Origin of the sequence: Aeromonas sp. QDB54 (assembly GCF_027707385.1) — a bacterium.
GTDB lineage: Bacteria > Pseudomonadota > Gammaproteobacteria > Enterobacterales > Aeromonadaceae > Aeromonas > Aeromonas hydrophila.
Window position 1 is genome coordinate 1 of the sequence record NZ_JAPCIT010000041.1, and the last position, 18482, is coordinate 18482.

The 18482-nt window shown below is 54.4% G+C and carries 16 protein-coding genes, 1 pseudogene and 1 CRISPR repeat array; of the genes and pseudogenes, 9 read left to right on the forward strand and 8 right to left on the reverse strand.

All coding sequences use genetic code 11. The features are described from left to right. Positions 1 to 352: 352 nt before the first annotated feature. From PG881_RS22725 to PG881_RS22745, 5 genes are read right to left on the reverse strand one after another with little or no spacing between them, the layout of a single operon-like run. Positions 353 to 1384 carry a hypothetical protein gene (locus tag PG881_RS22725; RefSeq protein ID WP_270803062.1) on the reverse strand — a complete coding sequence of 344 codons (1032 nt, stop codon included), beginning with the start codon at positions 1382 to 1384 and terminating at the stop codon, positions 353 to 355. An 18-nt stretch (positions 1385 to 1402) separates the two neighbouring features. Further along, positions 1403 to 2101, reverse strand: a complete 699-nt coding sequence (locus PG881_RS22730) for a hypothetical protein (protein WP_270803064.1) — start codon at positions 2099 to 2101, stop codon at positions 1403 to 1405. Next, positions 2101 to 4050 carry a helicase C-terminal domain-containing protein gene (locus PG881_RS22735; RefSeq protein ID WP_270803066.1) on the reverse strand — a complete coding sequence of 650 codons (1950 nt, stop codon included), beginning with the start codon at positions 4048 to 4050 and terminating at the stop codon, positions 2101 to 2103. Before PG881_RS22735 ends, PG881_RS22730 begins: the two co-directional genes overlap by 1 nt. Then, positions 4047 to 4619 (reverse strand): hypothetical protein, encoded by a 573-nt coding sequence (locus PG881_RS22740; RefSeq protein ID WP_270803069.1) that lies wholly within the window; start codon positions 4617 to 4619, stop codon positions 4047 to 4049. The genes PG881_RS22735 and PG881_RS22740 overlap by 4 nt, the downstream gene beginning before the upstream one ends. Beyond that, positions 4616 to 5434, reverse strand: a complete 819-nt coding sequence (locus PG881_RS22745) for a hypothetical protein (RefSeq protein WP_270803072.1) — start codon at positions 5432 to 5434, stop codon at positions 4616 to 4618. Before PG881_RS22745 ends, PG881_RS22740 begins: the two co-directional genes overlap by 4 nt. Before the next feature lie 305 nt (positions 5435 to 5739). On the opposite strand from PG881_RS22745, the gene PG881_RS22750 reads away from it, so the two are divergent. The 9 genes from PG881_RS22750 to PG881_RS22790 all read left to right on the forward strand — a co-directional run bounded on the left by PG881_RS22750 (position 5740) and on the right by PG881_RS22790 (position 13709). Then, a complete protein-coding gene (locus PG881_RS22750; protein WP_270803074.1) occupies positions 5740 to 6459 on the forward strand; it encodes a cold shock domain-containing protein in 720 nt (239 codons plus the stop codon). A gap of 471 nt (positions 6460 to 6930) precedes the next feature. Beyond that, the gene (locus PG881_RS22755) at positions 6931 to 7461 is read left to right on the forward strand and encodes a hypothetical protein (RefSeq protein WP_270803075.1); all 531 of its coding nucleotides are present in this window, start codon (positions 6931 to 6933) and stop codon (positions 7459 to 7461) included. Positions 7462 to 7463: 2 nt separating this feature from the next. Further along, positions 7464 to 8468 (forward strand): tyrosine-type recombinase/integrase, encoded by a 1005-nt coding sequence (locus PG881_RS22760; protein ID WP_167292813.1) that lies wholly within the window; start codon positions 7464 to 7466, stop codon positions 8466 to 8468. 315 nt (positions 8469 to 8783) lie between these two features. Further along, a CRISPR array of direct repeats spans positions 8784 to 9048; the repeat unit is 23 nt; unit sequence CCCCCGCAGGCGGGGGTTAACGG. Between the two features lie 252 nt (positions 9049 to 9300). After that, a complete protein-coding gene (locus PG881_RS22765; protein ID WP_174722095.1) occupies positions 9301 to 9477 on the forward strand; it encodes a hypothetical protein in 177 nt (58 codons plus the stop codon). 3 nt (positions 9478 to 9480) lie between these two features. After that, on the forward strand, positions 9481 to 9978 hold the full coding sequence (locus PG881_RS22770; RefSeq protein ID WP_130627557.1) for a hypothetical protein: 498 nt from the start codon (positions 9481 to 9483) through the stop codon (positions 9976 to 9978). Between the two features lie 254 nt (positions 9979 to 10232). Continuing rightward, positions 10233 to 10778, forward strand: coding sequence for a hypothetical protein (locus PG881_RS22775; protein ID WP_130627558.1), 546 nt, complete (start codon positions 10233 to 10235; stop codon positions 10776 to 10778). Positions 10779 to 10815: 37 nt separating this feature from the next. Beyond that, the gene (locus PG881_RS22780; RefSeq protein WP_270803082.1) at positions 10816 to 11928 is read left to right on the forward strand and encodes a competence protein CoiA family protein; all 1113 of its coding nucleotides are present in this window, start codon (positions 10816 to 10818) and stop codon (positions 11926 to 11928) included. A gap of 364 nt (positions 11929 to 12292) precedes the next feature. Continuing rightward, positions 12293 to 13174 (forward strand): DNA replication terminus site-binding protein, encoded by an 882-nt coding sequence (locus PG881_RS22785; protein ID WP_270803084.1) that lies wholly within the window; start codon positions 12293 to 12295, stop codon positions 13172 to 13174. 193 nt (positions 13175 to 13367) lie between these two features. Continuing rightward, complete coding sequence (locus PG881_RS22790) at positions 13368 to 13709, forward strand: hypothetical protein (protein WP_011918360.1); 342 nt, start codon at positions 13368 to 13370, stop codon at positions 13707 to 13709. Positions 13710 to 13892: 183 nt separating this feature from the next. Here PG881_RS22790 and PG881_RS22795 read toward each other — a convergent pair. The 3 genes and pseudogenes from PG881_RS22795 to PG881_RS22805 form a co-directional block, all read right to left on the reverse strand. After that, positions 13893 to 14678 (reverse strand): annotated as a pseudogene (locus PG881_RS22795) (MFS transporter); the annotation flags it as partial. Positions 14679 to 14970: 292 nt separating this feature from the next. After that, positions 14971 to 16119, reverse strand: a complete 1149-nt coding sequence (gene blaMOX / locus PG881_RS22800) for a CMY-1/MOX family class C beta-lactamase (RefSeq protein WP_270803103.1) — start codon at positions 16117 to 16119, stop codon at positions 14971 to 14973. Between the two features lie 364 nt (positions 16120 to 16483). Then, positions 16484 to 18025 carry an IS91-like element ISCR1 family transposase gene (locus tag PG881_RS22805; protein ID WP_000050481.1) on the reverse strand — a complete coding sequence of 514 codons (1542 nt, stop codon included), beginning with the start codon at positions 18023 to 18025 and terminating at the stop codon, positions 16484 to 16486. Between the last annotated feature and the right edge of the window lie 457 nt (positions 18026 to 18482).

Genomic DNA, 18482 nt, shown 5'->3' on the forward strand with positions numbered 1-18482 from the left:
GACACTCTTTATCCGCCCCCGGTCTTCACTTTTAAATGGTTCAGGTCAGGCGACAACTATTCTGACACCGGGGGCGGATTTCGAGTTAGGTTGCACAGTAAACTACCCGACAGACTATGACTGATAAAATTAAACTGCATCAGATTTTAGTCTATTCGATTGTAGACTGCTGAAAAGAGGATTAGCTCAAAGTGCGGGGGGAACTTAAATGGCTCATTGCGCTGAGTGTTTCTACACAATGAGCCATTTAATTGACCCTCTACAAGGGGAGGGAGTGACTGTTGGGGCTTTGAAGAGGCACCTAAGACAATAGGCGTAAACCGCCAACTATTGGGCGGAAGCGACACGTCTGTCAGGCGTCTTTCTTTACCTTGTGGAAGGAGCTGGTGACGTCGTTGCGCCAAGCGTCATAGGCTAGGTGCAGCACTTCTCCCTCAACCCGGAACCCTTCACCATCAAATTCGATCTTACCAATAGTCACTGGGCTCAGTGCCTTCGGCGGCCAAGTCTTCACATCCCAAGAGCCGGATACCAAACCGCAGTTATGAGCTTGGTGTCCGCCCATGCGGGGGGAACGAGCGAATTCTAACAAAGCAGCAATGAAAAAGCCCAGTTCGATCTGACTGACTGACTTGAGGGACATGCGGTGCTCCATCACTGTACCGGCGCAGATCGCCTCGTATTGGTCGATGGGGCGACGTATAGACTCCCGAGCCTCCCCCTTCTGATCTTTGCGATCTTGGATTTGTGCGTCCAATGCCGCGAGCTGGTCAAACAACACCCTTTTCTCGTCGTTCGGAGCCGTTTTCAACTGTTTTTTCAGCTCTTTTTGCTTGTCCTTCAATACTCCGACGTCGGCGGAGGCAAGGGTCTGCTCTTCCAAAATGGTTTGGAGCCGGTTTCTTTCCGACTGATCCAGTGTTTCGAGGAGCTCCGGGGAGCGTTCAAACATGATGGTGCGAGCACCACCACCAAACATGGCCGTTGCATTGGCCGTGATGGGGAAGCCGTTCCCTATGTTAGCTTTTGATGGAAGCCCCCATATGCCGAAGAGACTCAGCATCGGGTTGCCTTCGCGCAAGTGTCGATCAGAGTTCACCTCGTCGTCGGCAGGGGCAGAAATATCTCCCACAATGTCTACCCCTTGGGCCAACATGAAATGCTCTGCCAGGTCAAATGGTGGGCGTTGATTGTCTTCATTGAACATCAACACAACCCGGTGCGCAGCATGGCGCAATGAACCACGGGTAGTCGTTGCAGGCCAATAAGCTGGGGCATCGAACCCGCCATTACGTGGCAGGCGGCCCTGGGTGTTTTTTATGGTGACGGTCAAGGGCTCAACTGCGGTCAGGTGGCCGTCGAAAACAAAGGTACTTTGAGTCATGGAAATTCCTTGTTGATGTTAAATCAGCTGGTGAAGCATTTCAGAACGGACCCTTTGGGGGGCGACAATGGGCATTTTTTCTTTTGAGTAATACGGAGGGAGCAGTGGCGATAGGCCTGGTACCCCATCGATCCCGGATGATACCGGGAGTGGTCGATTAGCCTTATCCAACAGGATAAGGCTGGCATCTTCCTGCATGGGGGTGATGATCAGATTATCAAAGGCTCCCATCTGGCAGTTCTGAGCGTCGTAACCTAAGCCCAGAACGAAAAAATCCAGCAACCCCTTTATCAGGTAGGGATTCCCCAATCCATCGAACACTGCAAAAGGGGCTTGGTAAGCGGGCATCTCCCGCAAGCGTCGTTTGGTCGGTCCTCCCTTGAGCTTGATCTTCACATAGCGTCCTTTGCCGTTGGGGGCAAACATCGCCGGAGATAGTTTCTCGGGAGTATGCCGATCTGCTCTGACGTAGCTGCCGACAGTCAAGCCAACGGCCATCGTGACACCGAATCTCATTGCCGAGGCATGGAAGACACCAAGTTGGTCGTTATAGAGAAGGTAGTTGCTCATTTCCTGCAAGAGTTCTTCCCTGCTGGCAAGTGGGGAGCGCTGGCTCAGAGCCTCAAAAACCAAAGCATCAAGAGTTGGGGGGTAGTCAGTTAATACCACCGGGGTCTTTAACGACATGACCAGGCGAAAGGGTTCAAATTCGAACATCAGAAGTAAACCTCCAATGGAGTTGCAGGTGATTGCTCGCCGTCAGTTAACAGCCCTTTGGCCTGCCGGTACTGTTGCAGAAACCGAACGGGAATGATGTTTCGCAGGATGGCGTGTTTGGACGACAAATCGTGAGACAGTGGGAAACGGGGATCGAGAATATCGACTTCAATGCAATCGTCAGGTGAACGGATCCCGCGGCCAATGGCTTGTCGCATCAACCGAATAACGGCGTTTTGAGTACGCATATACTCCTGCTTGTAGAGCTGTTTACTCAGGTCAGTCTTCTTGGTCTTCTTGTAGAAACTTACCAACGCTTCGACTTCGGAAGTGCGTGGTTGGCCGTAGGCAATTCGAGTGATCATCAGGCGATCGAATCCAACTGAGCCAGCGTCATCGGTGATATTGAGCCCGGTATGGCCCGCAGCGGTGATCATTACTCCCCGGCCATGATGTCTGCATACCTTCTTGAACTCTTCAATCAATGATTTGAGTGGGGTGCCACGCTGGTGGACCAGCACCTGCCGATGCTCAATTTGAGCCAAAACTGCGGCCAATTTACGGCTCTCTTCATGTGAAGCTGTCAGCACAACCACCCGTCCGCATCGGTTGGTGATCTGATGTGCGACTGCTTGCAACCATTTTTCAGAAAGGGCAGGGGCATTCCCCTCAGAGGACGGTCTTGAGTAGATAGCCGGGAACGAGGGGCCCGCCAGAGTCAGGGTCATGCTCCCATATTTTTTCGGGGAGAAAAGGGCAATGGCGCCGAGCATGGTGTCATCAATACCAAGTTCCATTCGCAACGAAGTGGTACCATTCACTGGCTCAGGCGTGATACTCAGTGTGCCGGAGGTGAGGAGAACAGACTCAAAAGCTGAGGTCGCGTATTTCCCGAAGAACCGAACAAACCACGGGGAGAGTGAGACGATGGCCGGTTCCCGGCGTATCAGTGAAACGCCGATCCCCATGGACGAGGTTTGCATCATCAGGAGCTGCTGCTGCAAAGATGTTGAGACATCCTTATCCAGGTTATTCAACCGGCAAATCTTCTCGATCTTTCCAATGGTGGCCCGCGCCAGTTCCGCCAGCTCGGTATCCCAGGCATATTGCTGCATCCCCAGCCGCTCTTGGATTGTCTTAATTGAATTAGCAAGAGGGGCTAATTGCCGAGCTGATAGTTGCTCGCCCAACTGGGAGGCGACACGAACAAGATTCAGGCGCCGCTGAGTCCATTCTTGCAACCGATTCACCAGGGCATCAGCTTCATCAACAATCAGCACTGTCGGCCGTGACTTATCGGCCAAAAGCGCATTATTTCGCAGCATGTCTACTGCGATCATGGCATGAGTTGTGACCACGATGTCGCATTTAGATTCAGCCTGTTGCTGTTCGTCAAATGCCTCATTTTCACACTCAGCCGTCAGGCAAATTTGAGAGGCCAACAAGTCGCAGGGGAGTCCGCCAAACTCATCCTCAAATTCTGCAATCGTCCCTGACCAGTCACGCAAAGTAGCCACTTCGCGCTCCTCTAGGGATGACAGAGAGCGGTTGGTGAGGGCAATATTGATCCGCTTTGGCGATACGAAATTGACCCGTCCGAGAAGACGGCCGATAGACAACGGTCTATGTCCATAATGACGGGCGACTTTGGTCAGCAGCACACTGTCTTTTTCGAGAAGTTGTTGCATCAGTGCGTGGCTGTGTGTTGCGACGATAACCCGAGGGCGACGTGGGTCGCAGAGTGCAAACTGCATGGCTGGCAAGAGATAGCCCAGCGACTTTCCGAGGCCGGTGTCAGCGTGAAGAAGCGATATTTTCCCGGTGTCAGCCAGCACTTGCTCAATCATTAGCGCATATTGGGTCTGCTCATCCCGAGCGATGAGGCCGCCAGCGGCCATCAGCTCTCCGAACTTGGCTGTGTGGATCCCGTCCTCTGGCAAGGGGCTCATAACACCTCCAGGTTCGACAACTGGCCGTAGCCAAATACCCGCTTACGGCCAATGCCATAAACAACAGCCTGCTCGGCCAGCGCAACATCCTTGATCTCAGCAACGACACTGACCGGGTTGCACTGGAGGGTGAAGCTCTGTTTTTTCTTGAGGTAGCGCTCCAGGTAGGGGCTGTTGGCTGAGTGGCTCTGGAGCGAGAGTCCTGCCCCTTCGCACTGCCTGGCTAGAACATCAGGCAAGATGGCCATCGGCAGATTCATCGACCGTTTTTTGGTGGTGCCTGGGATCGGATGCTTGATTGGGAAGCAGAAGTTGAGGTTGAACATGACTGCATCTGCCACGTTCAGTTCAAGTTGTACGGCTTGTTCGCCAGCTAGGCCAAGTTGCGTTGCCGATCGCAAGTAGATAACGGTTGTGTTGGGCTCATGAGGGTGAGCAATCCGCCGCCAGCTATAGGGGACTTTACAGCGCAATGTCTCCTGTACCAAATAATCAAGACGCTGGTGGACCAGATACGGAAGAGACGGGTCAGTTTCACGCAGTTTGAGGGTGTTTTCATAGTAAATCATTGGAGCTTGTCCGCGATGTGAATCAGCTTGAGGCGCTGGTGGGGGTCCGCCGGTAAAGTGCGAAATATCGTGCCGAACGATGGTTTTTTGCTGATCTGTTCACTGGCCTGCTGGGGGGTAATGCGTCCGTTCGAGAGGCCAACGACTAACTTATTGAAGGCGTTGCGTTCCTGACTTGTTAGTGTGTTGAGCCCCCCTGATAGCCGCATGGCCGCATCCAGATTAACCGTGCATTCGACTCGGGTAACTGAATCCATACCGGCGTCACTACAGCAGTAGAGCGCCTGCGGTGACAGAGATATGGTCAACCCTCGCATAAGCGCCGCGGTTTTACGTCCGAAAGATTCGATGTATAGCAGAGGGAATTTTGCATTCTCTGCGATCCATGGCAGGTGACCACCAACGGTAATCTTCACCACATCGACGTGCTCTAAAAATGATGCAGGGAACTTGTCATACACCCCTGGTGGGGCTAGGAGCGTTGAACGCTGAGGCTTACCTGGGACATCTGCAATTTCGTGCACCCAACCGACACCACTCATCATTCCAAAGCGCTGGCCCACCTTCTTGTCGCTTTTCCCGGCAGTTCGCTCATTACCCATGATGTTGGGGTCGGTCACAAACATGGCCTGGCAAGGAGCACAGTGGTTGAACGGCGTTTTATAGCTATCCAGACCTTGATAACCCACACGGTCAAACGAGCTTGCAGGGCGCTTGCAGCAAGAACATGCCGCACCAGTCTTTACAGCTTCTCCCAAGGCTGGAGCCAAAATATGGGTGAGGTTGGCATAAAGAAGATCAATTGGATGTTGCACGTCACCTCCGAGAAACATTCTGAAACAGTTTCACATAAGATAATAGATTTCTTTTTTTTGTAAAGAGGCAGGTCCTTGATAATCGACCGTTTTTAGTGGCCTGGTAGAAACGGGTGCTGTATAAGCTAAAACCTCGGTATGCCGCCCTTTGGCGGGGGTTAGCGGTTTGAGCCAGCGCAAAAACAAGCCAGAGCAGAGCCATGCTGGAGTGCCTCCCAGTGGCGGGGGTTAACAGATGAATGGCAACCTCTGGGGTTGAACGGAGGTAAAGCTCCGGGGGCCATAGCCCCTATGTTGGGAGCGCCATGTTCAGTGACATTTTACCAACGGAACAAAGTTCTGGTGTTATTTCAGGGGGAAGTATGAAGGGTAATATAATTTCATGGAAAGATGAAAAAGGCTTCGGCTTTATAAAAAATGATGAGAATGGCGAACATATATTTTTTCATATATCGAGCGTTATAAAAGGGACGAGGCAGCCTATTGTTGGTGATGCAGTTACATTTGATGTAGGGGTTGATTCCAGCAACCGAAAAAAAGCAAAAGATATTTTTATTGAAGGGGTGTCATTTACCAATATCCCAAGGCGAGTATTTACGGAAAAGGTTAAGCGCGACCGTTTCGATTATTATTGTTACGTCGCGATAGTGTTATCAGTGGCAATAACACTCGCTGTGTATATTAAAATGGGGCAGCCTCGACTGGCATTATTTCCCGCCGCCGTTGCTATAATGCTGTTTTTGTATATCTCCGTCCGTACTAAAAAACCTGCAAATGACATATTCTCATGCGGGAAATGCTCATCAGTGGTTAGACATGACGCAAGAACCATTCGGGCATGGAATAAGGGTGCGTGTAAATTATATTGCAGAACCTGCAATCAGAACTGGCATCGTGAAAAGCCACAAAGGGATAGCACTAAAAAATATAATCGCCCTCAGAAGTCTGGATGTCTAGGGGTATTATTATTTATAACATTCGTGCCGGTATTTTTAATTTCAAGCATCATCACCTTACTGGTGTAGAAAGAAATGTTGAAGCCTTGTTGCCTGGACTATTAACTGAATGAGCCTCATCATAATCATGGGTGAGGCTTTTTTAATGGCCCGATAAAGGGCGAAAAGTGTCGCTCTCAAATTGCCACGCACTGACCGCGTTTCCCAAGTCGATGACACTGAATAGTGTACAAACTTTATTATGCAAGTGACTGATCTGTAGTGTCCGTTGTGTACAAACTTTACTGTCCGAGTCACCGCTACGCCGTGTTTGCTGCGTACAAACTTCATTGTCACTGTACTGCTTGCGCAGCCTAACGGCGCCTGCGGCCACAGTACAGACAACCCCGCATTGCGTACTTCTCCATGCCCTCCTTCACACACAGAGGCTCAAGCGTGTCTCTGTGTGTCTCTACTTATTAAAATGATGCTTTGAAAAAGTAGTGTTTATAAAATAGGATAGTTGGCAGGAAAGTCCTTCATTTTTCACGGAGAGAACGCATGAGAGAGGTGCACTTCATTAGCCAGGTCGAGGCCGAAAAACTGGCGCCGGTTGCCGGTGCGGCGATGATCTCGATCACCGACCCGGACAAACCGGAGGCGGCCCTGGGAGATTGGCAACTCTTGTATCGGGACAGCTTTTACGATGGTGGCTACAGTGAGGACACCATCCGTACCATGAAAGGGTCTTTTCGGATGAGCTACGCATCCTACATTGACTCCCATCAGGCGAAGAACCTATCCAACTACATCGATGAGCTGGTGCAGAGCGGCATCAGCCAGATCTTTGTTCACTGCTACTACGGGGAATCCCGAAGTGGCGCGATTGCTTTGTATCTGTGCAACAAACATGGATTCACCTCGAACAAGCCCATCACCAAGCCTAACAGGACGGTCTACGATCTCCTCTGCTCCCCTTTGAAATATGAAGCACTGATACAGAGTTACGAAACACAAGATGCTGCGCCTACCGAGAGTATCTACACCAAGATATGGGATTTATTGCTCGTGGCTATCGGTGTTAGGAGGTAACTTTGCACCAACGGAACAACCGCGACACCACTGAACTTTCACACGCGAAAGTCATTGTCTTGCCAGAACAAACCTCAGGTGGAGGCCTCCCGCAAGTCACCGGGGGGCTCAGAAGCGCACAAGATAATCCGGCAGTTGCATACCTGATCAGCCTTGGCTCCAGGCGCAGTCGGCAAACCATGGGCTCATTTCTCAGCATTGTTGCTCGGATGATCGGGTACCAAAACCTGCGTGATTGCGCGTGGGAGTCGATGCGGCGGCATCATGTCCAAGCTGTGATCCAAATGCTCAGTGACTCTGACCGAGCGCCAGCTACGATCAATACCTACCTGGCAGCGCTGAAAGGAGTTGCCCTGGAAGCGTGGACAATGAAGCTGATTGATACCGACAGTTACCAGCATATCAAGCAGGTGCGTTCGGTGAGAGGCTCTCGTTTACCCAACGGGCGGGCCCTCGAAAAGCACGAGGTCAGAGCCCTTTATTTCACATGTGAAAACGATCGGAGCTCCAAAGGGCTGCGTGACGCAGCCATCCTTGCTGTTTTAGTCGGGTGCGGACTTCGGCGCTCAGAGGTTGTCGCCCTCGATATGGAATGTGTCATCACCAGGGATCAGGCACTTCGTGTGCTCGGTAAGGGCAATAAAGAACGCATCGCCTATGTGCCTGACGGGGCATGGCAGCGGCTTATGCGGTGGGTGGAGGAGGTTCGTGGTGATCAGCCGGGATCGCTGTTTCAGCGGATCAGGCGGTTTGATGATGTCACCGCCGACAGAATGACTGACCAGGCTATCTATCACATTCTTGAAACGAGAAGGATTGAGGCGGGGCTGGAAAAATTCGCTCCTCATGATCTCCGCAGAACCTTTGCATCGGCCATGCTGGATAATGGCGAGGACATCATCACGGTCAAGGATGCGATGGGCCATGCCAGTGTCACGACCACGCAGAAGTATGATCGTCGGGGAGATGAGCGATTGAAACAGGCCAGTCGGCGACTCGATTTTTGAGTCGGAAGACCAATGTTAATCAGTTGCGCACTCAGAATTTAAGAGGTAAATTTCAGCCACCAATCCTCAAGTGTGCGAACATCGCTGAACGTGACCTAATCTTGATGGTAATTGTTGACTTGGTAAGTATCGCCCCCCCGCAGGTGGGGGTTAACGGGCGTGTAAAGCGTCCAACGTGACTTACAGAAAATCGCCCCCCCGCAGGTGGGGGTTAACGGAGTGGATGCATTTGCTGACTTCCACCGATGAATCGTCCCCCGTGCCTGGGGGTTAACGGTACTCGGCCTGGCACAACATGGACCTCACCCGATTTCTCCCCCGCAGCTGGGGGTTAACGCCGCGAGGGGAGCTGTTGCTATAGCGGGAATGAATCCCCCACCGCAGGCGGGGGTTAACGGCGTCAGCACATCACACAGCTATTGAGCACCAGATCGATCCCCCGCAGGCGGGGGTTAACGGTTTTCGATGATGTCGGTGGCGTTTGCCATCATATCGCCCCCCGCAGGCGGGGGTTAACGGACGCTGATAACGCATATCGACGACGGATTTGAATCACCCCCCCGCAGGCGGGGGTTAACGGCCCGCGGGATAGAGAAGTGGTGCCATCAGCGCATCTCTCCCCCGAGCCTGGGGGTTAACGGTGCCCTTTTTGTGCACAAACAAAAAAATCAAAATCCATCCCCCTGTTACGGGGGTTAACGAAGCGGGACGTCGTGGTGCTGTGCTGCGGCTGCATCTCCCCCCAGCAGGCGGGGGTTAACGTTAGCTTCACACCAGGCCTTGATAGCATCGCCGATCTATCCCTCGCGACTGGGGGTTATCGGGAGGAAGCATGGCACAACAGAACGTTTTCCTTCTTCGATTGAGGGTTATGCGCGAAATGGCCGCCGACACCGACTCGGTGATCTCTGCCGTCACGGCCGAGCTGCCAGTCGGTTTCCCTGAGCACATTAGCAAGGCCATTTTTTCTGGGTTGTCGGCTCAAGCAGCCAAGCTTCTGAGAGGGTGAGAAATGGCTGAAATGAGCAATTTTGGGGAAAGCTTCAAGCTTTATTCCGACGGGCAACGAGATCCTGTCAAGCGCACAGGCCTGAACGTCCAGTACACAGAGACTCGGGCCAACTACCCGACAATCAGCATCGAGATCGCTCCCATCCGGGCGGCAGGAGCAAAAGCAGACTGGGAGCAGAAGATCACAGTACAACTGACCAGGGCAGAGCTGACCGCGTTCTGCGGTGTGATGTTTGGGCTCAGGAAGGATGCCACAGGGTCATACCATGGTGACGCCAACAACAAGAGCTTCGCGACATACTGCAACGGCAAGTCCGGCGTCGCCATCCTTCTCATGGCACGAGGGAACCAGTACCAGCACCTCATTACACCCGATGACCGAATGGAGCTAGCTGTATTCGCGATAAGGAGGTTGGCTGAGGCATGGAAGGTCACCCCTTCTGATGCGATTGCGATGCTCCGTCAAGGGGCGTGGATGAGCAAGAATCAGGTAAATTAGAATGGGTTAGATAATGAAAATCCCGCTTGAGCGGGCTTTTCGAAATTTGGGGTGGCCCTGCATGACAGGGCCAGTACGAACCTAGTGTCATCACCAGTAAGGTAGCTGGGAGAGGACGGAGCCTAGAAGTAGAGATCCCGCTAGGTCCTCTTATTTTCAATTGGCTACTCTTGTCTGCTCTTGATTTGCACTTGTTTAATACTGATTCCGCCGCGGTTACTCTCCTCCTGCACCTGACCAAACGGAGAGAAATTATGCGCTATCACTCACCTCTGCACGACCCGCTGACTCAAGATGAACTCAATGCACTTAGAGCCTCACTCTCTGCAAAAGAGTTCCAGCATGACTTATTCCGAGCATTCCTGTTCGTATGCGAGACAGGGTTGAGTTGGGAGGATGTTTACCTCCTAAAGTGGACGCAAATCGATAGGGAAAACCACCTGCTGGTTCACGACTATGAACGAATCAATGGACATCAAACCCAACGCCTTTCGCAGTTCGCATTGAATGTTTTGCCCGAGCAGAGCAGCAGCAAGGTCTTTCCTGATCTACATTTCGAGCTCATTCAAGACCGATATGGGGAATGGTGCTCGTCTGACCTATGGGTCTGGGGGAAGAGATCAAATATCAAGCGCGGGTTTTGTCTTGAGGCTGCTGGGGCCACCTTCGTTACCAAAATGACAGCTCAACACGTTGATGAGCATGAGCTCGCAAAAATGCTGAACATTACCGAGCTCGACTTACGTTGGATTTACCCAATACGTTCATTTAACCCGATTGACCTAATGTTCCTCTCCTAAACGTTGTCCTGAGCGAACAAGGAAACCTGATCGCATCATGCCGCTAAAGTGCTTGCACCACCACACCACCATCTTCGCCTTTGATTTCGATGCAGCAGGTTGGGAGAAACTGAAAGCCAGCAACCGAGCAGATGCCGGCCTCATAATGACATGCTGCCAGGCCCGAGCGGTCCCGAAGGTATCCAAGCTCGGCACCCGGTTCTTTGCACATCACAAGAGTGGCGAATGTACCAGCACACCGGAGACAGCGGAGCACCTATGGGCCAAGACCATCGTCTGTCAGGCTGCCCGAGCGGCAGGGTGGACAGCCGATACGGAGGTAAGGGGCCAAACTCCGGCCGGTGAAGACTGGGTGGCCGATGTGCTATCCACCAAAGGCAGCGCTAAGGTCGCCATCGAGATCCAGTGGTCACGCCAAGGCACCGAAGAGACCCAGCGCCGTCAGCGTCGCTATGCCGACTCTGGAGTGCGAGCATTATGGCTACTGCGTCACCCTGACCTGCTGGTGGAGCGGGGCACGCCATCGTTCTTGTTGGATGTCCGAGCGAGTGAGTCAGCAGCCTTCGTGCGACTCCCATCAAGCCAATTCGATCCGCGCTGGGTCACCAACCGCAACAAGAGCGAAGCGGAATATTGGCAGCAAACCATCGCGCTGGAGACGTTCGTCCGTGGAGCCCTGACCGGCTCATTAAAGTTCGCCCCGGCGATTGACCAGCCCATACCGGTGACCATCAGTGCCACAAAGATCCGGTGCTGGCGCTGTAAGCGTGAGACCTGGACGGTACAAGGGCTTACCCTGGAGGTCAGTACGCGGTTCGCGGGTCACCCAGACCTGCACACGAGCCTTGAAGAGCTCGATAGCGGGGAGGAGACTGCACCGTGGCTGGCTAACTTGTTCCCGGCCGCACTGTTGAAGCAACACGGGATAGGCGTGATCAAGCCGCGCTTTAGCCGCACAGCAGGATGCAGCTATCTATCGAACGGCTGTACACACTGCGACGCCCTCCAGGGTCGCCACTTTGACCACGACGATTACCAGGAAGCGACCGACGTCTGCCAGTATGAAGTCACCCTGAGTAGTGAGTTGCTAGAGCAACTGGCTACCGTGGGCAACGATATTGCCTATCGCTGGTGGTTTGCAGAGAGGTAAACGTGGCCGGTTTCTTCATAAATTAGACCATCATGCAGCGAGGGGTAGAAAGCCCCACACCAACCCCCGAGGCCTACCTTTTACCCCGGCGCCGCTCCACTGAGCGCGTCTCTTCTTTCTCTCTCTTTTTCTCTCTTTCTCAATCTAATCTCCCGCGAGCGCGGGCCTGGCACAGAGGCTGAGCTCGTTCGGGGGTAAGGCTCACCGAGTCCAACATTGTCACGACAAAACATCGGGCTCACCCCTCCCCCGACGCCGCGCAGCGGCGGCGATAGGGTCTCCTACCCCTCGTTGCATGATGGTCTAATTTTGCCTATTCTCTAACCAATATTCTATCGGTACAAACCCCAGATAAGGACCGCCCATGCAGACAAGCTTCATCTCCGAACAGTACACCGCCATCACCCGTGACCTCGATCGCCTCGCAAAACTCATCCGGCGCCTGCCACATCGCGACGCCCGCGTCACGGCCATCACTCCTACGGCCAAAGGCTCCGAGAGTGAGCCCACTACCAGCATTGTTGTCCTGGAACAAACCGGAAACGATGCCCTGGAGCTCGCCGCAGACTGCTACCGGGATCTGCACATCATCCCCCAGCTCTCCCAGAAGTCGGCCCGCCGAACCGTCGGCGTGTTGTGGCTCTCCCCTTCCCAGATCGGCGTGGCCGCCACTGACGAACTCCGGCAGCTGGTGGACCGCATCAACACAGCCAAGGCCAGCATCGAGACATTCATCGTCTCCAGCTATGGCACCCGCCAAGAACGTTTTGAGGCACTCCGGGCCGAATGCCCCGGCGTGATGACCCTGCACCTGTACCGGCAGATCCGGTGCTATGCCGAGGGGGACGTGGATTCTATCCGGTTCACCTGGCAGCAGAAGGACTCGCTCAAGCGACCCGACAAGGATGAGCTGATGCGCCGGATCCGGGTTGAGCTGGAGAAAGCAGGGCCAGATTTTCGGCCGCCGTTGGAGGATCTGCTCGACAAGATTTCCGGCACCCCCGAGGCAGCGCTGCGCGAGCGCCGGGAGGTAAAGGTGCAGCCGGTGGCAAACATCATGGCCGCGGGGGCACTGAGAACGGTGACGGCACCGATGCCTCTGATCCTGCTCCAGGATGCTGATGCCAAGATCAAGATGCTCAAGTCGTTTGACCCGAAGGCTGGGCGCAAAACGCGGAACGACCGTGTGGATTCCCGTGTTATCGGGACGTTTTGCGGGGTCGCCATCGAGGCGTTTCCGTTGTGATGACAGGATGAGAACCTAGGGAAGGTGCGAATAAGTCATATGGCACGAGAGCATTTACTGGTAACCCATTGATATTAAATGACTAAAATTTTCATTTTTTGTTCGTGGGATACTTGTTCGCACTTTCCCTAATCGGGTCAAAGAAATTACGCAGGACTTGCGGGAAGCTGGGCTGCCCATTTAAAGGAACTTTATGTCTGAAAAGATACAGTGGCAGCCGATTAGCATGCTGCCTTTACTTGTTCAAATGGTTGAGGAAGTGCACAGCAGTACCCAACAGCAGACCCTCAACCTGGAGAAAGCAAAGGGTAATCCATTTTTGTTTTCGGCCTGTGAGCTAATCAGAACGGAAAGAGCTTACCAGGAACAGCTGGGTTCGCTGAGTTTATTTCAGCAGCAATGTGAGCGGTGGCTTGCAGAAGACATTCAACCTGAAAACGAAGTGATGGTCATGGATACGCTGGAGAGACTGTTAGAAATGGACATTATGACGAAAACCGTACTTACGCAACTCAAGTCATTTGTTGGTACCTAATGTGAGCCTAGCTAGATGAATTCAAGCCCGATGGCACAGCGGCAAATCTCATTGGCACTGATTGTGAGCCGAGCACTTGGCTTATTATCAATTAATCTGAGTCGGGAAAACCGGATGTAATCAAGCTTGCGGGATTATGTTTGCGAGCCACTACAGGTAGCTATTCATTCGTTCAAGAAAATTCAGCAAGCGCAGCAGCAAGGGGGTCAGGAAGGAAGCGGACATGCTCACCCCGGCCATCGCCATCATCAGCCGGGTGTACTGCTCGGGAGACAGGCCGAACGTGGTCATCAGGACGAGGGGCGAGACGCTCACATAGACCAGGATGGCGGTCACGCTGGCGCTGGTCAGCAAGGCGCGCTGCATGAAGGGGGCCATGCCCAGCAGGGCCAGCGGCGATGCTCCCGCAGGCTGGCGGGCGGGGCGGGTCTCCTTGAGCAGTCGCAGGTTGACCAGGGCACTGATGGCGGCCACCAGCGCCATGCCCACGAAGATGCCGCGCCACTCGAAGTGCGACAGGATGAGATAACCGAGTACGGGAGCCAGCACCGGAATGACGCAGATCACGCCATTGATGAGGGAGAGGGCCATCGCGAGGCGCGCCTGGCTCAGCACATCCCGCAGCACGGTGAAGGTCATGATGTAGAGCGCTCCAGCGCCCACCCCTTGCCAGAAACGCCCCAGATAAAACTGGGCGATGCCGGTTGCCTCCGCCGCCACCAGGGAGGCGACCACGAAGATGAGGGCGCCCCCCAGCACCACGGGGCGCCTGCCATGGCGATCCGCCAGCATGCCCCCCGGCAGCACGGTAGCCGCCATGCCCAGCAGATAGATGGAAAAAGCGGTGTGGATCTGCGCCTCGCTCCCCTGCAGGGTTTGCGCAATGCGGGGGACGGCCACCAGATAGAGATCGATCCCGAGGGGATAGAGGATGATCATCAGAAAAGTACACAGCAGAAACATACCCATGAAGGCTCCATAGCAGCAGGTTTCACCATCACAGGTGCGCTGTCAGCGAGATTGACAACTCAATCCTGCAAAAGCAGAGGAAGATGCCGGGCACTATAGAGCGGGCGGCCTGCCGGGGCCTAGTGACGAGATGGCACTCGGTGGATGCCAATCCGGACATCTCCCGCAGGAGAGGTCCGGATTGGCATGCTCATCGACCCGCCCCCTGCCAGGTCGCCCTTGAGGGGTCGGGTCCGAGGTAACGGGCACGCCGCGATGCGACGTGCCCTCAAGGCTCAGCGACGGCGCACCATTACCTGGCCAGTTGCGTCAGGATGGCGTGGGCCGCTTTCACCCTGGCCGGGATAGGATAGTTGCGGTTGGCCAGCATGACGATGCCGATCCCTTTGGCCGGCACGAAGGCCACATAGGCGCCGAAGCCGCTGGTCGAGCCGGTCTTGTTGAAGAGCATCTGGCTCCCCGACTCCCGGGGCGCCGCCGTCGGATTGGCTTCGAGGATCACCTTGGCCGAATTGCCCGCCAGCAATGTCTGCTCGCTGACGGGATAGGCGTAACTCTCCCAACCCAGTCCCTGGGTCATCCCGCCTACCGAGTAGTGCCCTTTGTGGGTCAGGGAGATGGCCTGCTGCAACGCCTTGTCATCAACCCCGCTGATGTTGGCCTTCACAAAGCGCAGCAGATCCGCCGAGCTGGTCTTGATGCCGTAGGCCTCGTCCGCCAGCATGCCGGGGCTGACCCTGATGGGCTTGTCCTCTTTCGAATAGTCATAGGCATAACTCGCCATGGCCTGCTTCGGCACATTGACATAGGTGTGGTGCAGGCCAAGCCCCGGCAGGAGCGTCTGCTCCATCAACTGGGCAAACGGCTGCTTCAGGCTGCTCGCCGCCAGGTGGCCGAACAGCCCTATGCTGGGGTTAGAGTACTGGCGATGGGAACCCGGCGAGTAGGCTGGGGTCCACTGGCGGTAGTAGGCCTGCATCTTCTCGAGCGAATCCACCTCCTCGGGGAATTGCAGCGGCAAGCCGCCCGCGCTGTAGGTAGCCAGCTCCCCCATGGTGATGCTGTCAAAGGCGGATCCCTTGAGCCAGGGGGCGTGCCGGCTCGCCTTGTCATCCAGTTGCATCGCTCCCTTGACCACCGCATAGGCTCCTAGGGTCGCGGTCAGGGGCTTGCTCACGGAGCCTATCTCGAACAGGGTCTGCTCGCTGACACCGACTGCGCGCTCCCGATCGGCCACACCGTAGTTGAAATAGTGGGCCTTGCCATCCTTGAGCACGGCCACCGCCATGCCCGGGATCCTGTGCTCCTTGAGCAGCGGCCGGATGCTGGCATCCACCACGGGGCGCAGGGGATCGATCGGTGAAGTCTCACCTGCATGGGCCAGACCGGCCCACATCAGGGTGGCCACGGCCCCCCACAGGATGGATTGTCGTTGTTGCATTGCATGTCTCCTGACTGTCGTTAGCAAGGTATCGCCATGGCGGCGACTGATGAGCCCAGCATAGCCCCGCAAGGTGTGCTGCCGATGAGGCTCTGTGAAGTCTGTGTGAAGCCGCCCCCTCTTTTGGGTATAGGGTATAGGAAGTATAAACCACCTTTTTGCTCCTCATCCGAAGTATCTTACCTGAAATTCCCTCACTCGTTTACCGCTCAAGCCCCAATTTTAACTGCCGGTCCAGCCTAAACCGCTCTAATAAGGTTCGATTTGGCGGTAAAATCTCTAGCCTGATAGCTCGAGAGATACAAACTGCCCCACCGCCCCGTTTAAAAGTTGGCAGTGTTGAGCAGTGTTGGATTTGGGGTCGTCAGTCAAAGAGACGACTCTGTGATGGATCGAACAGGCTGGGAGTCAGTGGCGGCGCTCGTTCTGGTGGCAGCTCACGCTGCTTGGCGGCATTCGCCTTGGCTGTTTTCTGTTTCAGATGCTTGAGAATCTGCTCAATGACCTTCGGATCTTCGATGCTGGCAATCACTTTGACGTGACCGCCGCAGTGTTCGCAGACTTCAATATCAATATTGAAGACTCGCTTGAGGCGTTGCATCCAGGTCATGGCGCGGTGGCGCTCTGCAGGACTCTTGTCACGCCAGTTAGTATCGAGACCTTCCGATTTGTCGGGCTTCTTGCCCCGCTTGGCGGGTGTTACTTGAACTCGGTGTTTGCTGTTCGGTGCAAAGACGCCGTGGAAGCGTGTGAGGTTGACTCGCGGCTTAGGTACCAACGCAGCGAGTTTGGCGATGAAGTCCAGCGGCTCGAAGATCACATGGGTGGTGCCATTGCGGTACGGAGTTTTGAGCTCGTAACGCACCTGCCCATTGGCGGTTAATGCCAGACGTTTTTCTGAAACCGCTGGCCGACTAATGTAGCGACACAAGCGCTCAAGCTTATCCCGCTGATGCGCTTCGGCCATCACACCGGCGTGTAGCGAGAAACCAGCATGGTTGGCTACTCGACTGCTTGAGTCGGCTTTATCCTCACGCCCTGGCAAGGTTTGCAGGGTGAAGACTTTGCGCCCTTGCTGGGGGCCGACGGCAATGCGATACGTAACCGAAGCACCATGTAATTGAGTCAGCGTATCGTCTTCGCCCTCTTCCAGTGTCAACCACGTATTCTCGGCATCACGCTCCAAAATCCCACGCTTTTCCATGCAGCGAGCGATGCGATGGCTGAGGGTGTGAGCGAGCGTATTCAGCTCATCGTAAGTGGGTGCCTTGACACGATGGAAGCGTTGCTTGCCATAGTCATCTTCGGCATAGACACCATCGAGAAACAGCATGTGGTAGTGGACATTGAGATTTAGCGCGGAGCCAAAGCGTTGGATAAGAGTCACTGAGCCAGTTTGTGCAGAGGCTTTGGTGTAACCGGCTTTTTTGATCAGATGAGTTGAGAGTGTACGATAGACGATACTCAAGACCTGGCCCATCAGCTGGGGATGGCGAGCCAGCAAAAAGCGTAGCTGGAAAGGAAAGCTGAGCACCCACTGGCGAATGGGCTCCTTGGGGAAGACTTCGTCTATCAGCAGCGCCGCACTCTCGGCCATCCGGCGGGCACCGCAGCTAGGGCAAAAGCCGCGTCGTTTACAGCTGAAGGCGACCAGACGCTCGTGATGACAATCCTCGCAGCGAACCCGCATGAAACCATACTCCAGACGGCCACATTGGAGGAGGTCGTTGAATTCTTGTTGGATGTAGCGAGGCAGGTGTTGACCTTGGGCTTCGAGTGAGGCTTTGAAGGCTGGGTAGTGCTGCTCAACCAGCTGGTAGAGCAGCGTCTGGTCGGGTTGGTGGCGTTCGTAACCGTTTGTTTGAGTGGGCGATTGACTCGCCGTGGCGTTCCTTGCCAGCGACATGGGTATCCTCCGCTGATACTGTGGTTATGTACAGTATCAGCGGCTTGCGTTCAGACGTCCAGTCTGGCCCTAGACATCGCTAAATGCTTAACCCGCAATAGCCCTCACGAGTTGTTATCAGCCACTACCGGTTGAGCGAGAAGGTTTTGGGTTCAGGGTGCTATTGCTCCACCAATCACAATACTGAAGCCCCAACTGTTATCAGTTGGGGCTTTTTCTTGTCTGTTTGCGGCGGTTGCGTTTTATCGGTAGTCGTCGAGCTCTGCACCATCCCACATAAGAGCTTAACGGTGCGATCTTCAACGCCATCACACAAAACTTTCTTTTTCACGCACAGTCAACTTATTGGATGTTTTATTAACAACCCAAAAGGAGATATTTAGCGGGCGGCCGGAAGGTGAATGCTAGGCATGATCTAACCCTCGGTCTCTGGCGTCGCGACTGCGAAATTTCGCGA